The sequence below is a fragment of the Acidovorax sp. FJL06 genome (assembly GCF_003852545.1).
GTDB lineage: Bacteria > Pseudomonadota > Gammaproteobacteria > Burkholderiales > Burkholderiaceae_C > Acidovorax.
The window spans coordinates 199,984-214,921 of sequence record NZ_QAJR01000010.1; the positions used below are offsets into that span (position 1 = coordinate 199,984).

14 protein-coding genes are annotated in these 14,938 nt (G+C 65.8%); 4 read left to right on the forward strand and 10 right to left on the reverse strand.

Translation table 11 applies throughout. The annotated features are described in order from the left end of the window. Nucleotides 1-188: 188 nt before the first annotated feature. A complete protein-coding gene (locus tag DBV10_RS06410) occupies nt 189-485 on the reverse strand; it encodes a DUF4148 domain-containing protein (protein WP_124511726.1) in 297 nt (98 codons plus the stop codon). A 419-nt stretch (nt 486-904) separates the two neighbouring features. Between DBV10_RS06410 and DBV10_RS06415 the strand changes: the two genes are divergently transcribed. Together DBV10_RS06415 and groL are read left to right on the forward strand one after the other, a co-directional pair. Beyond that, nucleotides 905-1,195 carry a co-chaperone GroES gene (locus DBV10_RS06415; RefSeq protein WP_124511727.1) on the forward strand — a complete coding sequence of 97 codons (291 nt, stop codon included), beginning with the start codon at nt 905-907 and terminating at the stop codon, nt 1,193-1,195. Between the two features lie 94 nt (nt 1,196-1,289). Next, on the forward strand, nt 1,290-2,942 hold the full coding sequence (gene groL / locus DBV10_RS06420; RefSeq protein WP_063460143.1) for a chaperonin GroEL: 1,653 nt from the start codon (nt 1,290-1,292) through the stop codon (nt 2,940-2,942). Between the two features lie 135 nt (nt 2,943-3,077). Here the strand turns inward: groL and DBV10_RS06425 are convergent, their stop codons facing one another. The 3 genes from DBV10_RS06425 to edd all read right to left on the reverse strand — a co-directional run bounded on the left by DBV10_RS06425 (nt 3,078) and on the right by edd (nt 6,023). Continuing rightward, entirely contained in the window at nt 3,078-3,377 is a 300-nt protein-coding gene (locus tag DBV10_RS06425; protein WP_124511729.1) for a DUF805 domain-containing protein, read from the reverse strand. Between the two features lie 226 nt (nt 3,378-3,603). Beyond that, nucleotides 3,604-4,263 carry a bifunctional 4-hydroxy-2-oxoglutarate aldolase/2-dehydro-3-deoxy-phosphogluconate aldolase gene (gene eda / locus DBV10_RS06430; protein WP_233589821.1) on the reverse strand — a complete coding sequence of 220 codons (660 nt, stop codon included), beginning with the start codon at nt 4,261-4,263 and terminating at the stop codon, nt 3,604-3,606. Then, nucleotides 4,254-6,023, reverse strand: coding sequence for a phosphogluconate dehydratase (edd, locus tag DBV10_RS06435; RefSeq protein ID WP_124511731.1), 1,770 nt, complete (start codon nt 6,021-6,023; stop codon nt 4,254-4,256). Before edd ends, eda begins: the two co-directional genes overlap by 10 nt. A 101-nt stretch (nt 6,024-6,124) precedes the next feature. Here edd and DBV10_RS06440 point away from each other — a divergent pair, with 101 nt between their 5' ends. Then, nucleotides 6,125-7,054 carry an SMP-30/gluconolactonase/LRE family protein gene (locus tag DBV10_RS06440; protein ID WP_124511734.1) on the forward strand — a complete coding sequence of 310 codons (930 nt, stop codon included), beginning with the start codon at nt 6,125-6,127 and terminating at the stop codon, nt 7,052-7,054. A gap of 170 nt (nt 7,055-7,224) precedes the next feature. Here the strand turns inward: DBV10_RS06440 and pgi are convergent, their stop codons facing one another. Further along, nucleotides 7,225-8,793, reverse strand: a complete 1,569-nt coding sequence (gene pgi, locus DBV10_RS06445) for a glucose-6-phosphate isomerase (RefSeq protein WP_199740056.1) — start codon at nt 8,791-8,793, stop codon at nt 7,225-7,227. 182 nt (nt 8,794-8,975) lie between these two features. Between pgi and zwf the strand changes: the two genes are divergently transcribed. Beyond that, the gene (gene zwf / locus DBV10_RS06450; RefSeq protein WP_124511738.1) at nt 8,976-10,430 is read left to right on the forward strand and encodes a glucose-6-phosphate dehydrogenase; all 1,455 of its coding nucleotides are present in this window, start codon (nt 8,976-8,978) and stop codon (nt 10,428-10,430) included. A gap of 45 nt (nt 10,431-10,475) precedes the next feature. On the opposite strand, the gene DBV10_RS06455 is transcribed toward zwf, so the two are convergent. The 5 genes from DBV10_RS06455 to DBV10_RS06475 all read right to left on the reverse strand — a co-directional run bounded on the left by DBV10_RS06455 (nt 10,476) and on the right by DBV10_RS06475 (nt 14,928). Then, a complete protein-coding gene (locus tag DBV10_RS06455) occupies nt 10,476-10,928 on the reverse strand; it encodes a VOC family protein (protein ID WP_124511740.1) in 453 nt (150 codons plus the stop codon). Continuing rightward, on the reverse strand, nt 10,925-11,902 hold the full coding sequence (glk, locus tag DBV10_RS06460) for a glucokinase (protein WP_124511742.1): 978 nt from the start codon (nt 11,900-11,902) through the stop codon (nt 10,925-10,927). The genes DBV10_RS06455 and glk overlap by 4 nt, the downstream gene beginning before the upstream one ends. Nucleotides 11,903-12,110: 208 nt before the next feature. Then, a complete protein-coding gene (locus DBV10_RS06465) occupies nt 12,111-13,184 on the reverse strand; it encodes an ABC transporter ATP-binding protein (RefSeq protein ID WP_124511744.1) in 1,074 nt (357 codons plus the stop codon). Nucleotides 13,185-13,190: 6 nt separating this feature from the next. Further along, the gene (locus DBV10_RS06470) at nt 13,191-14,060 is read right to left on the reverse strand and encodes a carbohydrate ABC transporter permease (protein WP_124511746.1); all 870 of its coding nucleotides are present in this window, start codon (nt 14,058-14,060) and stop codon (nt 13,191-13,193) included. Beyond that, complete coding sequence (locus DBV10_RS06475; RefSeq protein WP_124511748.1) at nt 14,050-14,928, reverse strand: carbohydrate ABC transporter permease; 879 nt, start codon at nt 14,926-14,928, stop codon at nt 14,050-14,052. Before DBV10_RS06475 ends, DBV10_RS06470 begins: the two co-directional genes overlap by 11 nt. Nucleotides 14,929-14,938 lie beyond the last annotated feature (10 nt).

Consider the following 14,938-nt stretch of genomic DNA (forward strand, 5'->3'; position numbering starts at 1 on the left):
CATTGTCACCGGCCAGGACAAGCCCCTCACCGCGCCCGCAGCGCCCCACACCGGCCGCAAGCGGTGCGGCGGTGCCGGTGCGACGCCCACAAAAAAGGGCTCCCGCCGGGGGAGCCCTTTTTCTTTCGTCTTGCCTGCCATCCGGACCGGCGTGCCCGCTGGCACGCGGCCACGGCGCCAGGCCCTGATTACATGGCGTTGCCGATTTCGCCGTGGGAGATCTGGCCAGTGCGCACGGCTTCGGCCGCCTGGGCACGCACGGCGGTGCGGTCGGCGGTGGATTGGTAGGTCATCACGCGCGAACCGGCAGGCTCCATGTTGTGGGTGCGGGCTTCGACCGCGGCTTCGGCAGTCACCTCGGCGCGAGTGCGGTTGGTGTCGAACTGCAGGGCGAACTGCGAGGAATCAGCCTCGTCAGCGTGGGCACCCAAAGAAGCGAAAGCAGCCACGGCAGCGATGGAGAGGAAACGGGCGGTCTTGTTCATGATGAAAATCCTTGAGGTTAAAAAAGGCGAAAACGTCTCAAAAAACCGGGCCGAAGCGCCAGAAGCGGGTGCTTGTCAAAGCGGCTTCGGACCGGGTTCGGTGAGTCGCCTTGCGGGTTCGGCTCATCGATGGGTTGAACTGTACGCCGATGCCGTCCACAGAAAAACCATTCGGTCACAAATTGACTGTTCTGAATTCAAGAACAATCCTGCACCGCGAAACGCCCCCGTGCGCAAAGCGCCCCCTCCAAAGCCCCCAGCCATGCCCAGGGGTGTCTTGAAACGGCCATAAATGCCCCTATCATTAGCACTCACTGCAGACGAGTGCTAACACCGCACCGCCTGTCGGAAGTTTGGGAGTGCCTGGATGCCCGGGCACTGAGTACGTCAGCTTTTTTACTGAAAACAGGAGCATTGCAATGAACCTTCGCCCTCTGCACGATCGCGTGATCGTCAAGCGTATTGAAAGCGAAACCACGACCGCCTCCGGCATCGTGATCCCCGACAACGCTGCTGAAAAGCCTGATCAAGGTGAAGTGCTGGCCGTGGGCCCTGGCAAGAAGAACGACAAGGGCGACGTGGTTGCCCTGAACGTGAAGGTCGGTGACCGCGTTCTGTTCGGCAAGTACTCGGGCCAGACCGTCAAGGTCAAGGGCGACGAGCTGCTGGTGATGAAGGAAGACGACCTGTTCGCAGTGGTCGAGAAGTAATTCCTTCTCCCTCGTTTACTCACTTTTTCATAGCTGCTAGCGCTTACCAGATAAGCGACAGCAGCCAATTTGAATCCAATTTTAGGAGCCAAACATGGCAGCAAAAGACGTAGTTTTCGGCGGCGAAGCCCGCGCTCGCATGGTTGAAGGCGTGAACATCCTGGCCAACGCGGTCAAGGTCACGCTGGGCCCCAAGGGCCGCAACGTGGTGCTGGAGCGCTCGTTCGGCGCCCCCACCGTGACCAAGGACGGTGTGTCCGTGGCCAAGGAAATCGAACTCAAGGACAAGCTGCAGAATATGGGCGCCCAGCTCGTGAAGGAAGTGGCCTCCAAGACCAGCGACAACGCCGGTGACGGCACCACCACCGCTACCGTGCTGGCACAAGCCATCGTGCGCGAAGGCTTCAAGTACGTGGCCGCTGGCATCAACCCCATGGACCTGAAGCGCGGTATCGACAAGGCTGTTGCAGCCCTGGTGATCGAGCTGAAGAAGGCTTCCAAGCCCACCACCACTTCCAAGGAAATCGCCCAAGTGGGTTCGATCTCCGCCAACTCCGACGAAACCATCGGCAAGCTGATCGCTGACGCCATGGACAAGGTCGGCAAGGAAGGCGTGATCACCGTGGAAGACGGCAAGTCGCTGGACAGCGAACTGGACGTCGTGGAAGGCATGCAGTTCGACCGCGGCTACCTGTCGCCCTACTTCATCAACAACCCAGAAAAGCAATCCGCCATTCTGGACAACCCCTTCGTGCTGCTGTTCGACAAGAAGATCAGCAACATCCGCGACCTGCTGCCCACGCTGGAACAAGTCGCCAAGGCCGGTCGTCCCCTGCTGATCATTGCCGAAGAAGTTGACGGCGAAGCCCTGGCTACGCTGGTGGTCAACACGATCCGCGGCATCCTGAAGGTGGTGGCTGTCAAGGCTCCTGGCTTCGGCGACCGCCGCAAGGCCATGCTGGAAGACATCGCCATCCTGACGGGCGGCAAGGTCATCGCTGAAGAAGTGGGCCTGACCCTGGAAAAGGTCACCCTGGCCGACCTGGGCCAAGCCAAGCGCATCGAAGTGGGCAAGGAAAACACCATCATCATCGACGGTGCTGGCGCTGCCGCTGACATCGAAGCCCGCGTCAAGCAAGTGCGCGTGCAGATCGAAGAAGCCACGTCCGACTACGACCGCGAAAAGCTGCAAGAGCGCGTGGCCAAGCTGGCTGGCGGTGTGGCCGTGATCAAGGTTGGCGCTGCCACCGAAGTCGAAATGAAGGAAAAGAAGGCCCGCGTGGAAGACGCACTGCACGCCACGCGCGCTGCGGTGGAAGAAGGCGTTGTGGCTGGCGGCGGCGTGGCTCTGCTGCGTGCCAAGCAAGCTGTGGGTGACTCGGTCAAGGGCGACAACGCCGACCAAGAAGCCGGCATCAAGCTGGTCCTGAAGGCCATCGAAGCCCCTCTGCGCGAAATCGTGAACAACGCCGGCGGCGAAGCCTCCGTCGTGGTGAACGCTGTGTTGGCCGGCAAGGGCAACTACGGCTTCAACGCTTCGAACGACACGTACGGCGACATGCTCGAGCTGGGCATTCTGGACCCCACGAAGGTCACCCGCACGGCCCTGCAGAACGCTGCCTCCGTGGCATCGCTGCTGCTGACGACCGAAGCCATGGTGGCTGAGGCTCCGAAGGAAGAAGCCGGCGCTGGCGGCGGCATGCCCGACATGGGCGGCATGGGTGGCATGGGCGGCATGGGCATGTAATAGCCCGGCGCCCCGCGCAGCCAGCGTCCTGGCTGCGCAGGCAGCCCAACAAAAAGCCCGCAGGCCTTACGGCCTGCGGGCTTTTTTCATATGGCGCGGCGGGTGACTTGTCGGGCCCCGGCAGCCTGCAAACAATCAGTCTCCGCTGGGCTGCACCCACCAGTAGATCAGCACCAGCGAGCCGATCCCGGTCAGCGACAGCAGCTGCCACCAGCCCGAGCGCCCGATGTCATGCAGCCTGCGGGCCCCCACGGCAATGGCGGGCAGCAGCAGTGCCAGCGCCGCAACACCGTACAGCACCTGGCTCACAAAACCAGTGACCAGCAGCACCACCACCTGGAACAGCGCAAACCACCAGAACTCCGAGCGCGGCGCACGGCCCGAGAAGCCCGCGAACTGCGCGAAGCAGCTTTTGACAGCCGAAACAAAATCCATAGTGAACTCCCTCTCTTGGTTGAAAAAGCAAACCAGCGTGTGGGGGAGCAAGCCCCCCGCAGCATGATAGGGGGGCCGCGCGTCAAGTCCATGCGGAAGTTTTCCGGGGCCGCCCGCCAGCGACCGATGCGCGCGGAGCCACGGCAATCCGCAGCTTCCATTTTGATAGCTACCAGCGCTTTACCAGTCAGCGCCAGCGGCCATTTTCACCAAAACCATCCAGGCATTACCCGGCCTTGCGCAGCGCCTGCGTGGCACGCGCCAGCTCGGCGATGCGCGCCCAGTCGCCCGCACGCACGGCGTCTGTGGGCGTGAGCCACGAGCCGCCCACGCAGCGCACATTGGGCAGCGCCAGGTAGTTGGACGCCGTGACGGGGGTGATACCCCCCGTGGGGCAAAAGCTCACCTGCCCAAACGGGCTGGCCCAGGACTTGAGCAGCGGAATGCCGCCCACCGCCTCGGCCGGGAACAGCTTGAGGAACGAGAACCCATCGGCCAGCGCGGCCATGATCTCGCTCGATGTGGCTACGCCGGGCAGCAGCGGCAGGTTCAGGCCCTTGCAGGCGCTGCCCACTTCCGAGGTATAGCCCGGGCTCACGGCGAAGCGTGCACCGGCCTCGCTCGCGCGGCGGGCGTCGTCGGCGTTGAGCACCGTGCCCACGCCCACGACGGCTTCGGGCAGGTGGCGGGCAATGGCCTCAATGGCGGGCAGGCCCGCAGCGGTGCGCAGCGTCACCTCCAGCACCTTCACGCCGCCGGCCAGCAGGGCTTCGGCCAGCGGCAGCGCGTCTTCCACGCGGTCGATCACGATGACGGGAATGACGGGGCCGTGGCTGGCAATGTCGATCGGGTTCATGGGGGTGGAAGCAGTGGTGGTTACAGCCATGTGCAGGCTCCTTGTTCGGCACCGCCAGCATGGCGGCGAAAGTTGGTAAACAGTTCACGGCCAAAGCCGATTTGCGACGGGGCGCCGTAGGGCGCGGGGGTGCGTGCGGCCCAGGTGGCGTCATCCACCAGCACGTCGAGCGTACCGGCCACCGCATCGACCCGCACGATGTCACCATCGCGCACCTTGGCCAGCGGGCCACCGGCCAGCGCCTCGGGCGTGACGTGGATGGCCGCGGGCACCTTGCCCGAGGCGCCGCTCATGCGCCCGTCGGTCACCAGCGCCACCTTGAAGCCCTGGTTTTGCAGCACGGCCAACGGGGGCGTGAGCTTGTGCAGCTCGGGCATGCCGTTGGCCTGCGGGCCCTGGAAGCGCACCACGGCCACCATGTCCTGCTGCACCTCGCCCGCACTGAAGGCGGCGAGCAGGGCTTCTTGCGAATCGAACACGCGGGCAGGCGCTTCGACGATGTGGCGGTCTTCCGGCACGGCCGAGACCTTGATCACCGCGCGGCCCAGGCGGCCCTGCAGCAGACGCAGGCCGCCGGTTGCAGAGAACGGCTTGGACGCGGGGCGCAACACGGTTTCGTCGCCCGACACCGCTGGTGCGCCCTGCCCGCCTGCGGCAATCCCACCGGCGTTCACGCTCATCACATCGGCGTGCATGTAGCCGCCTGCCAGCAGCTCACGCAGGATCCAGGGCGGCCCACCCGCAGCCTGGAACTGATTCACATCGGCATCACCATTGGGGTACACGCGGGCCAGCAGCGGCACCACGGACGAGAGTTCGTCAAAGTCGGTCCAGTCGATCAGGATGCCCGCACTGCGTGCAATCGCCACCCAGTGGATCAGGTGGTTGGTGGAGCCGCCCGTGGCCAGCAAGGCCACCATGGCGTTGACGATGCAGCGCTCGTCCACCAGCTTGCCAATGGGCGTGAAGCGCGTGCCGCGCTTGCCAATGTCGAGCACGGCGCGCACCGCCTGGCGGGTGAAGGCCTCGCGCGCCTCGGTGCCGGGGGATTCAAACGCCGCGCCGGGCACATGCAGGCCCATGGCTTCGAGCAGCATCTGGTTGCTGTTGGCCGTGCCGTAGAAGGTGCAGGTACCGGGGCTGTGGTATGCGGCCGATTCGGCCTTGAGCAGCTCGTCGCGGCCCACCAGGCCTTGTGCGTACTGCTCGCGCACCTTGGATTTGTCCTTGTTCGACAGCCCCGTGCCCATGGGACCTGCGGGCACAAACACGCAGGGCAGGTGGCCGTAGTGCAGCGCGCCGATCAGCAGGCCGGGCACGATCTTGTCGCACACGCCCAGCAGCAGCGCGCCATCGAACACATCGTGGGACAGCGCTACCGCAGTGGCCATGGCAATGGCATCGCGGGAGAACAGCGACAGCTCCATGCCGGGCGTGCCCTGCGTGACGCCATCGCACATGGCGGGCACACCGCCGGCCACCTGCACCGTGGCGCCATGCTGGGCGGCCTCGTCACGCAAGACGGCGGGGTAACTCTGGTAGGGCTGGTGGGCCGAGAGCATGTCGTTGTAGGCCGTCACCACGCCAATGTTGGGCGCCTTTTCAACAGTGACCTTGAACTTCTCGGCGCCGGGCAAGGCCGCATAGGCATGGGCCAGGTTGGCGCAGCCCATGCGGTCTTGCGCGGGCTTGCGGGCGATCATGGCGTCGATGCCGGCGAGGTAGGCGGCGCGGGTGTCTGCGCTGCGCTGGACAATGCGCTCGGTCACGCGCGCTACAACTGGATGCATGGAAGTCTCCATCGGTGGGTGGCTCGGCCCCAGGGCGGTGTGCCTGGCGCCTGTTGTCTGAGGCCCTAAAATGTAACTCGATAACCACCCCACTTCAAGCCATGCCCCTGCAAACCTTGCCCCTGCCACCGTCCGAACTGGGCGAATCGCCCTTCTGGCACCCAGAGGAACAGCGGCTGTACTGGTGCGACATCCAGGGCTTTGCAGTGCACGCCTGGCACCCCGCCACCGGCCAGCACCGGCAATGGCCCCTGCCCAGCGAGCCCGGCTGCTGCGCGCCAGCGGCCCATGGGCGATTGGTAATCGGGTTACGAAACGGTTTCTATCTTCTGGACACGGCCAAGGACAGCACCGACCCCACCGCCCTCAGCTGCCTGGCCCTGCTGCCGCCCGAGCAACACGACGCCGCCGTGCTGCGCCTGAACGACGGCCGCTGCGACACCGCAGGCCGCTTCTGGGCGGGCTCGGTCATCACGCCCCGCACGGCGCCCATTGCCGCACTCTGGTGCCTGCAGGCCGATGCCACCAGCGCCACGGGCTACCGCCTGCGCCACATGGCAGGCGACAACTTCACCGCCAACGGCCTGGCCTTCAGCCCCGACAACCGCACGCTGTACTGGTCCAACACGCCGGAGCACCGCATCGACCAGTTCGACTTCGATGTAGCCACGGGTGAGATCACCAACCGCCGCCCTTGGATGCAGTTCGACCGCAAGGTGGAAGGCCAGCCCTACGGCGGGCGACCCGATGGTGCGGCGGTGGATGTGGAGGGGAACTACTGGGTCGCGATGTACGAGGGGGCGTGTGTGCTGCAGTTGTCGCCCGCAGGCGAGGTGCTGCGGCGCATTGCGGTGCCAGTGCAGTGCCCGACCATGGTGTGTTTGGGGGGGGAGGATTTGCGCACGCTGTTCATTACGTCGGCGCGGGCGGGGAGGCCCCAGCCAGAGCAGGATGCGGAGATCCCCGCCGGCGCGCTGTTCTGCATCCAGGTAGAAACACCAGGCCTGCCGGTGAATTCCTTCCAGGGCTGAGAGGCTGTTTGAAAAGTCCGACGCGGGCGTGATCGCGGCTAAAAACGCGGGTCTGCGGCGTTGCAAATCCTCGCCGGGCCACCAGCCCGGCTCCGGTTTGCGCCTTGCACCCCCGCATTTTTATCCACGATTCGCCTCGTGCCGACTTTTCAAACAGCCTCTGAGCACGTTCAAACCACCGCCGCGCCCCGCAACAGGCCCAGCAGCCCGGCGGTGGAGCCATCCAGCCCCGCCACGTCACCGCTCTCCAGCCGCGCCTCCAGGTCCCTGGCCAGCACCTTGCCCAGCTCCACGCCCCACTGGTCAAAACTGTTGATGCCCCACAGGCTGCCGCTCACAAACACGCGGTGTTCCTGCAGTGCAATCAGCGCGCCCAGCGAGGTGGGGGTGAGCGATTCGAGCAGCATCAGCGTGCTGGGCCGGTTGCCGGGGAAGTGCCGGTGGCCGTCGTCGCTGGCCTTGCCCACCATCAGCGCCTGCGTTTGCGCCAGCGCGTTGGCCAGCAGCTTGGGCTGGTGGCCCGGCAGCGGGTGCGAGGCCTTGCGCACGGCCACGATCTCCAGCGGCAGCACGTCGGCGCCCTGGTGCAGCATCTGGAAGAACGCGTGCTGACCATTGGTGCCGGGCTCGCCCCACAGCACGGGCGATGTCACGCAGGTGAGCGCGCTGCCGTCCTGCGCCACGCGCTTGCCGTTGCTCTCCATCTCCAGCTGCTGCAAGTAGGCCGAGTAGCGGCCCAGCGCCGCGTGGTAGGGCGCGATGCAGCGGCTGGTGAAGCCGTGGAAATTGCGGTACCAGACATCGAGCAGCCCCAGGCGCACCGGCAGGTTCTGCGCCAGCGGCGCGGTGCGGAAATGCTCGTCCATGGCATGCGCGCCCGCGAGGAAATCGCGGAAGCCTTGCGCACCGATCGCGATGGCAATCGGCAGGCCAATGGCCGACCACAGCGAATAGCGGCCGCCCACCCAGTCCCAGAAGCCAAACGTGGTGGTGATGCCCAGGGCGCGCGTGGCCTCCAGGTTAGTGGAGAGCGCCACAAAATGCCGCGCCACATCGCGCCCGCCCCGGGCGTCGAACCACGCCAGCGCCGAGCGCGCATTGGTCATGGTCTCGGCCGTGGTGAAGGTTTTGGACGCGACCAGGAACAGCGTGCTCTCGGGCCGCAGGCCCTTGAGCACATGGTGCAGCTCATGCCCGTCCACGTTCGAGACAAAGTGAAAGCGCTTGCCCGGCGTGCGGAACTCTTCGAGCGCGCGCACGGCCATGTGCGGGCCCAGATCCGACCCGCCGATGCCGATGTTCACCACGTCGGTGATGGCAGCATCGCTGCGCACCTGCTCGGCGTACTGCAGCATGGCACCCTGCGTGTGGTTCACGTCGGCCAGGCGCTGCGCGGTTTCGGGCACATCACCGGGCAACGCCACACCCGCCGGGCGGCGCAGCAGCGTGTGCAGCACGGCGCGGTTTTCGGTGGTGTTGATGGCCTCCCCCGCCAGCATCGCGTCGCGGTGCTGCGCCACCCCGCAGGCGCGGGCCAGGTCCAGCAGCAGGGCCTCTGTCTCGCGGCTCCACAGGTTCTTGGAGAGGTCGGCAAACACATGGGGCGCCTGCTGGCTGAAATGCGCAAAGCGGCCCGGGTCTTGCGCAAAGGCCTGGCGCATGTCCAGGCTGCGGCCCTGGGCGTCGAAGTGGGCCGCCAGCAGGGGCCAAGGGGCAGTCTGGTCGCAACGGGTGGGCATGAAGGTCATGTCGTCTGGGAGGATGAAACGCGCCGAAATAGTAACTTGATTACAAAAAACCAATGAACACTACAGATTCTTTTGGGTTACCAACGAAAGGAACATGACGAATAAGATCCTGAATTTATGTAACGCGATTACAATTCCCGCAGCAAAACGAAACACCCCATCACGGAGACACCATGAGTTTTGACCTCGTCCTGTTCGGCGGCACCGGCGACCTTGCCTGGCGCAAGCTCATGCCCGCATTGTTTCAGGCATTTCGCCATGGCACGCTGCCCGAGGGTGGCCGCATCATCGCCGTGGCGCGCGACGACCTGAGCGACGAACAATACCGCAGCCTGATCCAGTCGCGGTTCGACAGCGTGGAACTGGCCAAGCGCCCCACGCCGGACGAGTTTGCGCGGTTTGCAGCCTTGCTGAACTACCTGCGCATGGACCTGTCCAAAACCCAGGACTACGAGCGCCTGGCCGAGACCCTGAAGGCGCGCGGCGCGGATTCGGTGGTGATGTACGTGGCCACCGCGCCCAGCCTGTTCACCAACGTGTGCGAACAGATCGCCGCCGTGGGCCTGAACGGCCCCACCACGCGCGTGGTGCTGGAAAAGCCCCTGGGCCACGACCTGCAGTCCAACCAGGCCATCAACGACACGCTGCGCCGCGTGCTCAAGGAAGAGCAGGTCTTTCGCATCGACCACTACCTGGGCAAGCCCTCGGTGCAGAACCTGTTTGCGCTGCGATTTGGCAACGCGCTGTTCGAGCCCCTGTGGCGCCGCGAGACCATTGCCAACATCCAGATCACGATCGCCGAAGAGCTGGGCGTGGAGTCGCGCGGCGCGTTCTACGACCAGACCGGCGCGATGCGCGACATGGTGCAGAACCACGCGCTGCAGCTCCTGTGCGCGATTGGCATGGAGCCGCCCATCAACTCCAGCGCCAACGCGATCCGCGACGAAAAGCTCAAGGTGCTGCAGTCGCTCAAGCCCTGGACGCCGGAAACCATTGGCCAGCATGTGATTCGCGGCCAGTACGCAGCGGGCAACCACCAGGGCCAGCCCGTGCCCGGCTATGCGCAAGAAAAAGGCGTGGCCCCCGGCAGCACCACCGAAACCTTTGTGGCGCTGCGCACCGAGATCAGCAACTGGCGCTGGGCGGGTGTGCCGTTTTACATCCGCACCGGCAAGCGGCTGGCGGGGCGCGACGCGCATATCGTCATCAACTTCCGGCCCGTGCCCCACCCCATCTTCAAGACCCCTGCAGGCGCTGCCAACCGCCTGGTGATCAACCTGCAGCCCAAGGACGGGCTGGAACTGCACCTGATGGCCCAGGGCGCCGCGCAGCACCAGACCGAGCCCGCGCTGTCGCAGGTGCACCTGAACCTGGACTTTGACCAGCGCTTTGGCACGGAACGCGTGGGCGCCTACGAGCGCCTGCTGCTCGATGTGATTGCGGGCCGCCTGAACCTGTTTGTGCGCAGCGACGAGCAGGAAGAAGCCTGGCGCTGGGTGGAACCCATCCTGCAATCCTGGAAGAACGACCCCGCAGGCCCCCGCCCCTACCCTGCGGGCAGCTGGGGCCCGCGCGCCGCGAGCGCGATGATTGCGCGCGATGGGTATTGCTGGAGTGAAGAGATGTGACACGGAAAAAGGCCCGCCAGGGCCTTTTCTTTTTGGGCGGAGAGATCAGCGCGGGGCGGTGGCGGGCACGGGACCGACCAGCTCGATCGGCAACCCGTCCGGGTCGGCAAAAAACGTGAACAGCGCACCGGTGAACGGGTCCACCCGCACCGGCTCCACCGCCACGCCGTGCGCCACCAGGGCGGCCACGCTGGCGTCCATGTCGGCCACGCGCAGGGCCAGGTGGCGCAGGCCGCAGGCCTCGGGGTAGGACGGGCGGGGTGGAGGGCTTGGAAAAGAGAACAGCTCCACCTGCGTGCCGTCGGGCAGCTGCAGGTCGAGCTTGTGCGACTGCCGCTCGGCGCGGTAGTGCTCGTGCACCACCTGCAGGCCCAGCACCTCGGTGTAGAAGCGGCGCGAGCGCGCGTAGTCGCTGGCGATGATGGCGACATGGTGCATGCCGCTGGGCTGCACCGTGGGCAGCGGTGCGCTGGCGTTTCCGTTGCTGGTGCGGCTCATGCACCGGCCCCCGCAATGTCCAGCGCCCGCGATGCGCCATGCAGCGCGGGCGTGGCGCCGGGGTCGATCACCCAGCAGGGGATGGAGGCCAGGTAGGACTGGAACCGCCCCTTGGATTCAAACCGCGCGCGGAACGGGGACTGGTCGAACCAGGTGCCCAGGCGCGGCACCATGCCGCCGCCGATGAAGACCCCGCCGCGCGCGCCCAGCGTGAGCGCCAGGTTGCCCGCCACGCTGCCCAGAAAGCCGCAGAACAGCTCCAGCGCCTCCAGCGCCAGCGGGTCGTTGGCCTGCAGCGCCAACTCGGCCACCTGCGCGGCCGAGCTGATCTCCTTGCCGCCGCGCTGGGCCAGCCGGCGCAGCGCGTGGTACAGGTCCACCAGCCCGGCGCCACACACGGCGCGTTCGGCCGACACATGGCCGTAGCGCTCCTGCAAAATGGCAAGCACATCGAATTCGCGCTGGGTCTGCGCGGCCAGCGTGACATGGCCGCCCTCGCCCGACAGCGGCACGCCCCCGCTTGCGCCGGGCGGAAACACCAGGCCGGACACCCCCAGGCCCGTGCCCGGGCCCAGCAGCGCAATCGCGGCGCCCGGCACGGCCGCGCCGCCGCCCACGGGGCGCAGCTGCTCGGGCGTGAGCAGGGGCAACGCCAGCGCGAGTGCGGTGAAGTCGTTGATGACCACCAGCCGCTCAAAACCAAAGGCCTCGCGCACGGCGCGCTGCGAGAAGCTCCAGCTGTGGTTGGTCATGCGGACCACGTCGCCCGTGACGGGGTTGGCGATGCCGAACGCGGCCTCGCGCGGGGTGGACACACCCACCTCTTGCAGGTAGGCCGCCAGCGCCGCGTCCACCGTGGGGAACTGCGCGCAGGGCAGCACCCGGGTGTCGTGCAGGGGGCCATCGGGCTGGTCTTGCCAGGCCAGGCGGATGTTGGTGCCGCCGATGTCGGCCAGCAAGCGCAGGAGTGTCATGCGGTGTTTTAAGCAAAAACAGCCTCTAGCGCCTGTTCAGCATGCGCCATAAGCTATTGTTTTAATAGCAACCCATATTTGGTTGCGCTCAATAAACAAGAACCGTTCGGGCCGAGCGCTTCGACGGGCTCAGCGTGAACGGACTTGTACTTTTGAACGCATACCGGCATCAGAGGGCACGTATCCGGCGGCGTTCAAGCCACGCCGATCACGCCAGCCGATTCTCGCTGCTGGCGTCAAACCAGTGGGCGTTGGCGGGCTCCACCGCCAGGCCCACGGCGTCGCCGGGCTGCACGCGGGTCTGGGCATCGGTGCGCAGCGTGACGGTGCCAGCGGCGGTGTCCACCATCACATAGGTGTCGGGGCCCGTGGGCTCCACCACGCTGACCTTGCCGCGCCAGGGGGCGCTGTCCTGCATCACCAGGTGCTCGGGGCGCACGCCCAGCAGCACTTCGCTGGCACTGTTTGGCGTGCCGGATGGCGGCGCCAGGTTCAACGCCGCGCCCTGGATGCCAAACTGCCCGCCGCTGGCTGCACCGCGCAGCAGGTTCATGGTGGGCGAGCCGATGAAGGTGGCCACGTAGGTGTTGGCCGGGCGGTTGTAGATGTCGTCGGGCGTGCCCAGCTGCTGCACCACGCCGCCCTTCATGACAGCGATGCGCGAGCCCAGCGTCATGGCCTCGACCTGGTCATGCGTGACGTACACGCTGGTGATGCCGCTGGCCTGGTGCAGGCGCTTGATCTCGGCGCGCATCTCCACGCGCAGCTTAGCGTCCAGGTTGGACAGCGGCTCATCGAACAGGAACAGCTGCGGCTGGCGCGCCAGGGCCCGGCCCATGGCCACACGCTGGCGCTGGCCGCCCGAGAGCTGGCTGGGCCGGCGGTCCAGCAGGTGGCTGATCTGCAGCATGGCAGCCACTTCGTCGATGCGCTTTTGGCGCTCGGGCTTGGGCATCTTGCGCATCTCCAGCGCAAAGCCGATGTTGTCAGCCACGCTCAGCGTGGGGTACAGCGCATAGCTCTGGAACACCATGGCGATGTCGCGGTCGCGCGGAGGCATGCCCACCACGTTCTTGCCGCCGATGCGGATCTCGCCCTCGGTGGGCTCATCCAGCCCCGCAATGATGTTCAGCAGCGTGGACTTGCCGCAGCCCGAGGGGCCGACGAGGATGAGGAACTCGCCCGGGGCGACGTGGATGTCCACCTTGCGCAGCACCTCCACGCTTTTGTCGCCCTTGCCAAAGCGCTTGTTGATGCCTGCAATGTCTAACGAAGACGCCATGATGATTTATCCCTTCACTGCACCGGCCGTCAGCCCGCGCACAAAAAATTTACCGGCCAGCACATAGATCACCATCGTGGGCAGGCCCGCGATGATGGCGGCCGCCATGTCCACGTTGTAGGCCTTCACACTGCTGGAGGTGTTGGCCAGGTTGTTGAGCCCCACGGTGATGGGCTTGGACTCGGTGCCCGAGAACACCACACCGAACAGAAAGTCGTTCCAGATGTTGGTGAACTGCCAGATCAGCGTGACCATGACGATGGGCGTGGACAGCGGCAGCACGATGCGCCAAAAGATCTGCCAGAAGCTCGCACCGTCCATGCGCGCGGCGTTCACCAGCTCCTTGGGGATGGCCGCGTAGTAGTTGCGAAAGAACAGCGTGGTGCCCGCCAGCCCCGCCAAGCAGTGCACCAGCACCAGGCCGGTGATGGAGCTGGACAGCCCCAGCCAGCCCAGCACCTGGCTCATAGGCAGCAGCACCACCTGGAACGGCATGAACACGCCAAACAGCAGCAGACCGAACAGCGTGTCGCTGCCGCGAAACTTCCACAGGCTCAGCACATAGCCATTGAGCGCGCCCCACACGGTGGAGACCATCACCGCCGGCACGGCCATGGCCACCGAGTTCCAGAAGAACGGCCGCAGGCCGTTGCAATCGACGCCGGTACAGGCGCTGGACCACGCCGTGGACCAGGCCGCCCAGTTCAGCCCGCCGGGTAAGGCCAGCAGCGAGGTGGAGCGGATCTCCTCCGCATCCTTGAACGACGTGACCAGCATCGCATACAGCGGCAGCAGAAAGAACGCCACGGCCAGGGCCAGCACGGCATAGACCAGCAGGCGCCCCACGGACGGAAACACAGAGGGCTTAGCGGTCATGGGGTTTGCTCCGCAGTTCGCTGTAAAGGTAAGGAATCACCAGGGCCGCCACGGTGGCCAGCATCATGGTGGCGCTGGCCGCGCCCAGGCCAATCTGCCCGCGCGAGAACGACATGGTGTACATGAAGGTGGCGGGCACATCGGTGGCAAAGCCGGGGCCGCCGGCCGTGAGCGCCATCACCAGGTCAAAGCTCTTGATCGCCAGGTGCGACAGCACCATGAGCGTGGAGAAGAACACCGGGCGCAGCGCGGGCAGCACGATGCGCCAGTAGATGCGCGGCAGCGAGGCGCCATCGACCTGCGCGGCCTTGATGATGCTGTCGTCGATGCCGCGCAAGCCCGCCAGGAACAGCGCCATCGCAAACCCGGCGCTCTGCCAGATGCCCGCGATCACCACGCAGTAGATCGCCATCTCGGTGTCCACCAGCCAGCCGAACGTGAAGCTCTCGAAGCCCCAGTCGTGCATGAGCTTTTCCAGGCCCAGGCTGGGGTTGAGCAGCCACTTCCAGGCCGTGCCCGTCACCACGAACGACAGCGCCATGGGGTACAGGTAGATGGTGCGCAGCGCGCCCTCGGCACGGATCTTCTGGTCCAGCAGCACGGCCAGCACCACGCCGATGGCGAGCGATCCGCCCACATAGCCCACGCCAAAAATGCCCAGGTTCTTGAGGGCGACCCACCAGCGGTCCATCTCCCAGAGCTTTTCGTACTGCGCCAGGCCCGCCCATTCGTAGTTGGGCAGCATGCGCGATGCGGTGAGGCTGAGCACCCCGTTCCACACCATCAGGCCATAGATGAAGGCAAAGCCCAGCACGAAGGCCGGGGCCACCACCAGCCTGGGCAGCCAGGTTTCAAAGGAATTCTTCATTGCTTGCGAA

Excerpts from the sequence above, each read along its gene's own strand:
- pgi (WP_199740056.1), bottom strand. The coding sequence starts at position 8,793 with ATGCCCACCCGTTGCGACCAGACTGCCCCTTGGCCCCTGCTGGCGGCC.
- edd (WP_124511731.1), bottom strand. The coding sequence starts at position 6,023 with ATGCATCCAGTTGTAGCGCGCGTGACCGAGCGCATTGTCCAGCGCAGC.
- groL (WP_063460143.1), top strand. The coding sequence starts at position 1,290 with ATGGCAGCAAAAGACGTAGTTTTCGGCGGCGAAGCCCGCGCTCGCATG.
- DBV10_RS06455 (WP_124511740.1), bottom strand. The coding sequence starts at position 10,928 with ATGAGCCGCACCAGCAACGGAAACGCCAGCGCACCGCTGCCCACGGTG.
- DBV10_RS06415 (WP_124511727.1), top strand. The coding sequence starts at position 905 with ATGAACCTTCGCCCTCTGCACGATCGCGTGATCGTCAAGCGTATTGAA.
- DBV10_RS06470 (WP_124511746.1), bottom strand. The coding sequence starts at position 14,060 with ATGACCGCTAAGCCCTCTGTGTTTCCGTCCGTGGGGCGCCTGCTGGTC.
- DBV10_RS06440 (WP_124511734.1), top strand. The coding sequence starts at position 6,125 with ATGCCCCTGCAAACCTTGCCCCTGCCACCGTCCGAACTGGGCGAATCG.
- DBV10_RS06465 (WP_124511744.1), bottom strand. The coding sequence starts at position 13,184 with ATGGCGTCTTCGTTAGACATTGCAGGCATCAACAAGCGCTTTGGCAAG.
- DBV10_RS06425 (WP_124511729.1), bottom strand. The coding sequence starts at position 3,377 with ATGGATTTTGTTTCGGCTGTCAAAAGCTGCTTCGCGCAGTTCGCGGGC.
- eda (WP_233589821.1), bottom strand. The coding sequence starts at position 4,263 with ATGGCTGTAACCACCACTGCTTCCACCCCCATGAACCCGATCGACATT.
- glk (WP_124511742.1), bottom strand. The coding sequence starts at position 11,902 with ATGACACTCCTGCGCTTGCTGGCCGACATCGGCGGCACCAACATCCGC.
- DBV10_RS06475 (WP_124511748.1), bottom strand. The coding sequence starts at position 14,928 with ATGAAGAATTCCTTTGAAACCTGGCTGCCCAGGCTGGTGGTGGCCCCG.
- zwf (WP_124511738.1), top strand. The coding sequence starts at position 8,976 with ATGAGTTTTGACCTCGTCCTGTTCGGCGGCACCGGCGACCTTGCCTGG.
- DBV10_RS06410 (WP_124511726.1), bottom strand. The coding sequence starts at position 485 with ATGAACAAGACCGCCCGTTTCCTCTCCATCGCTGCCGTGGCTGCTTTC.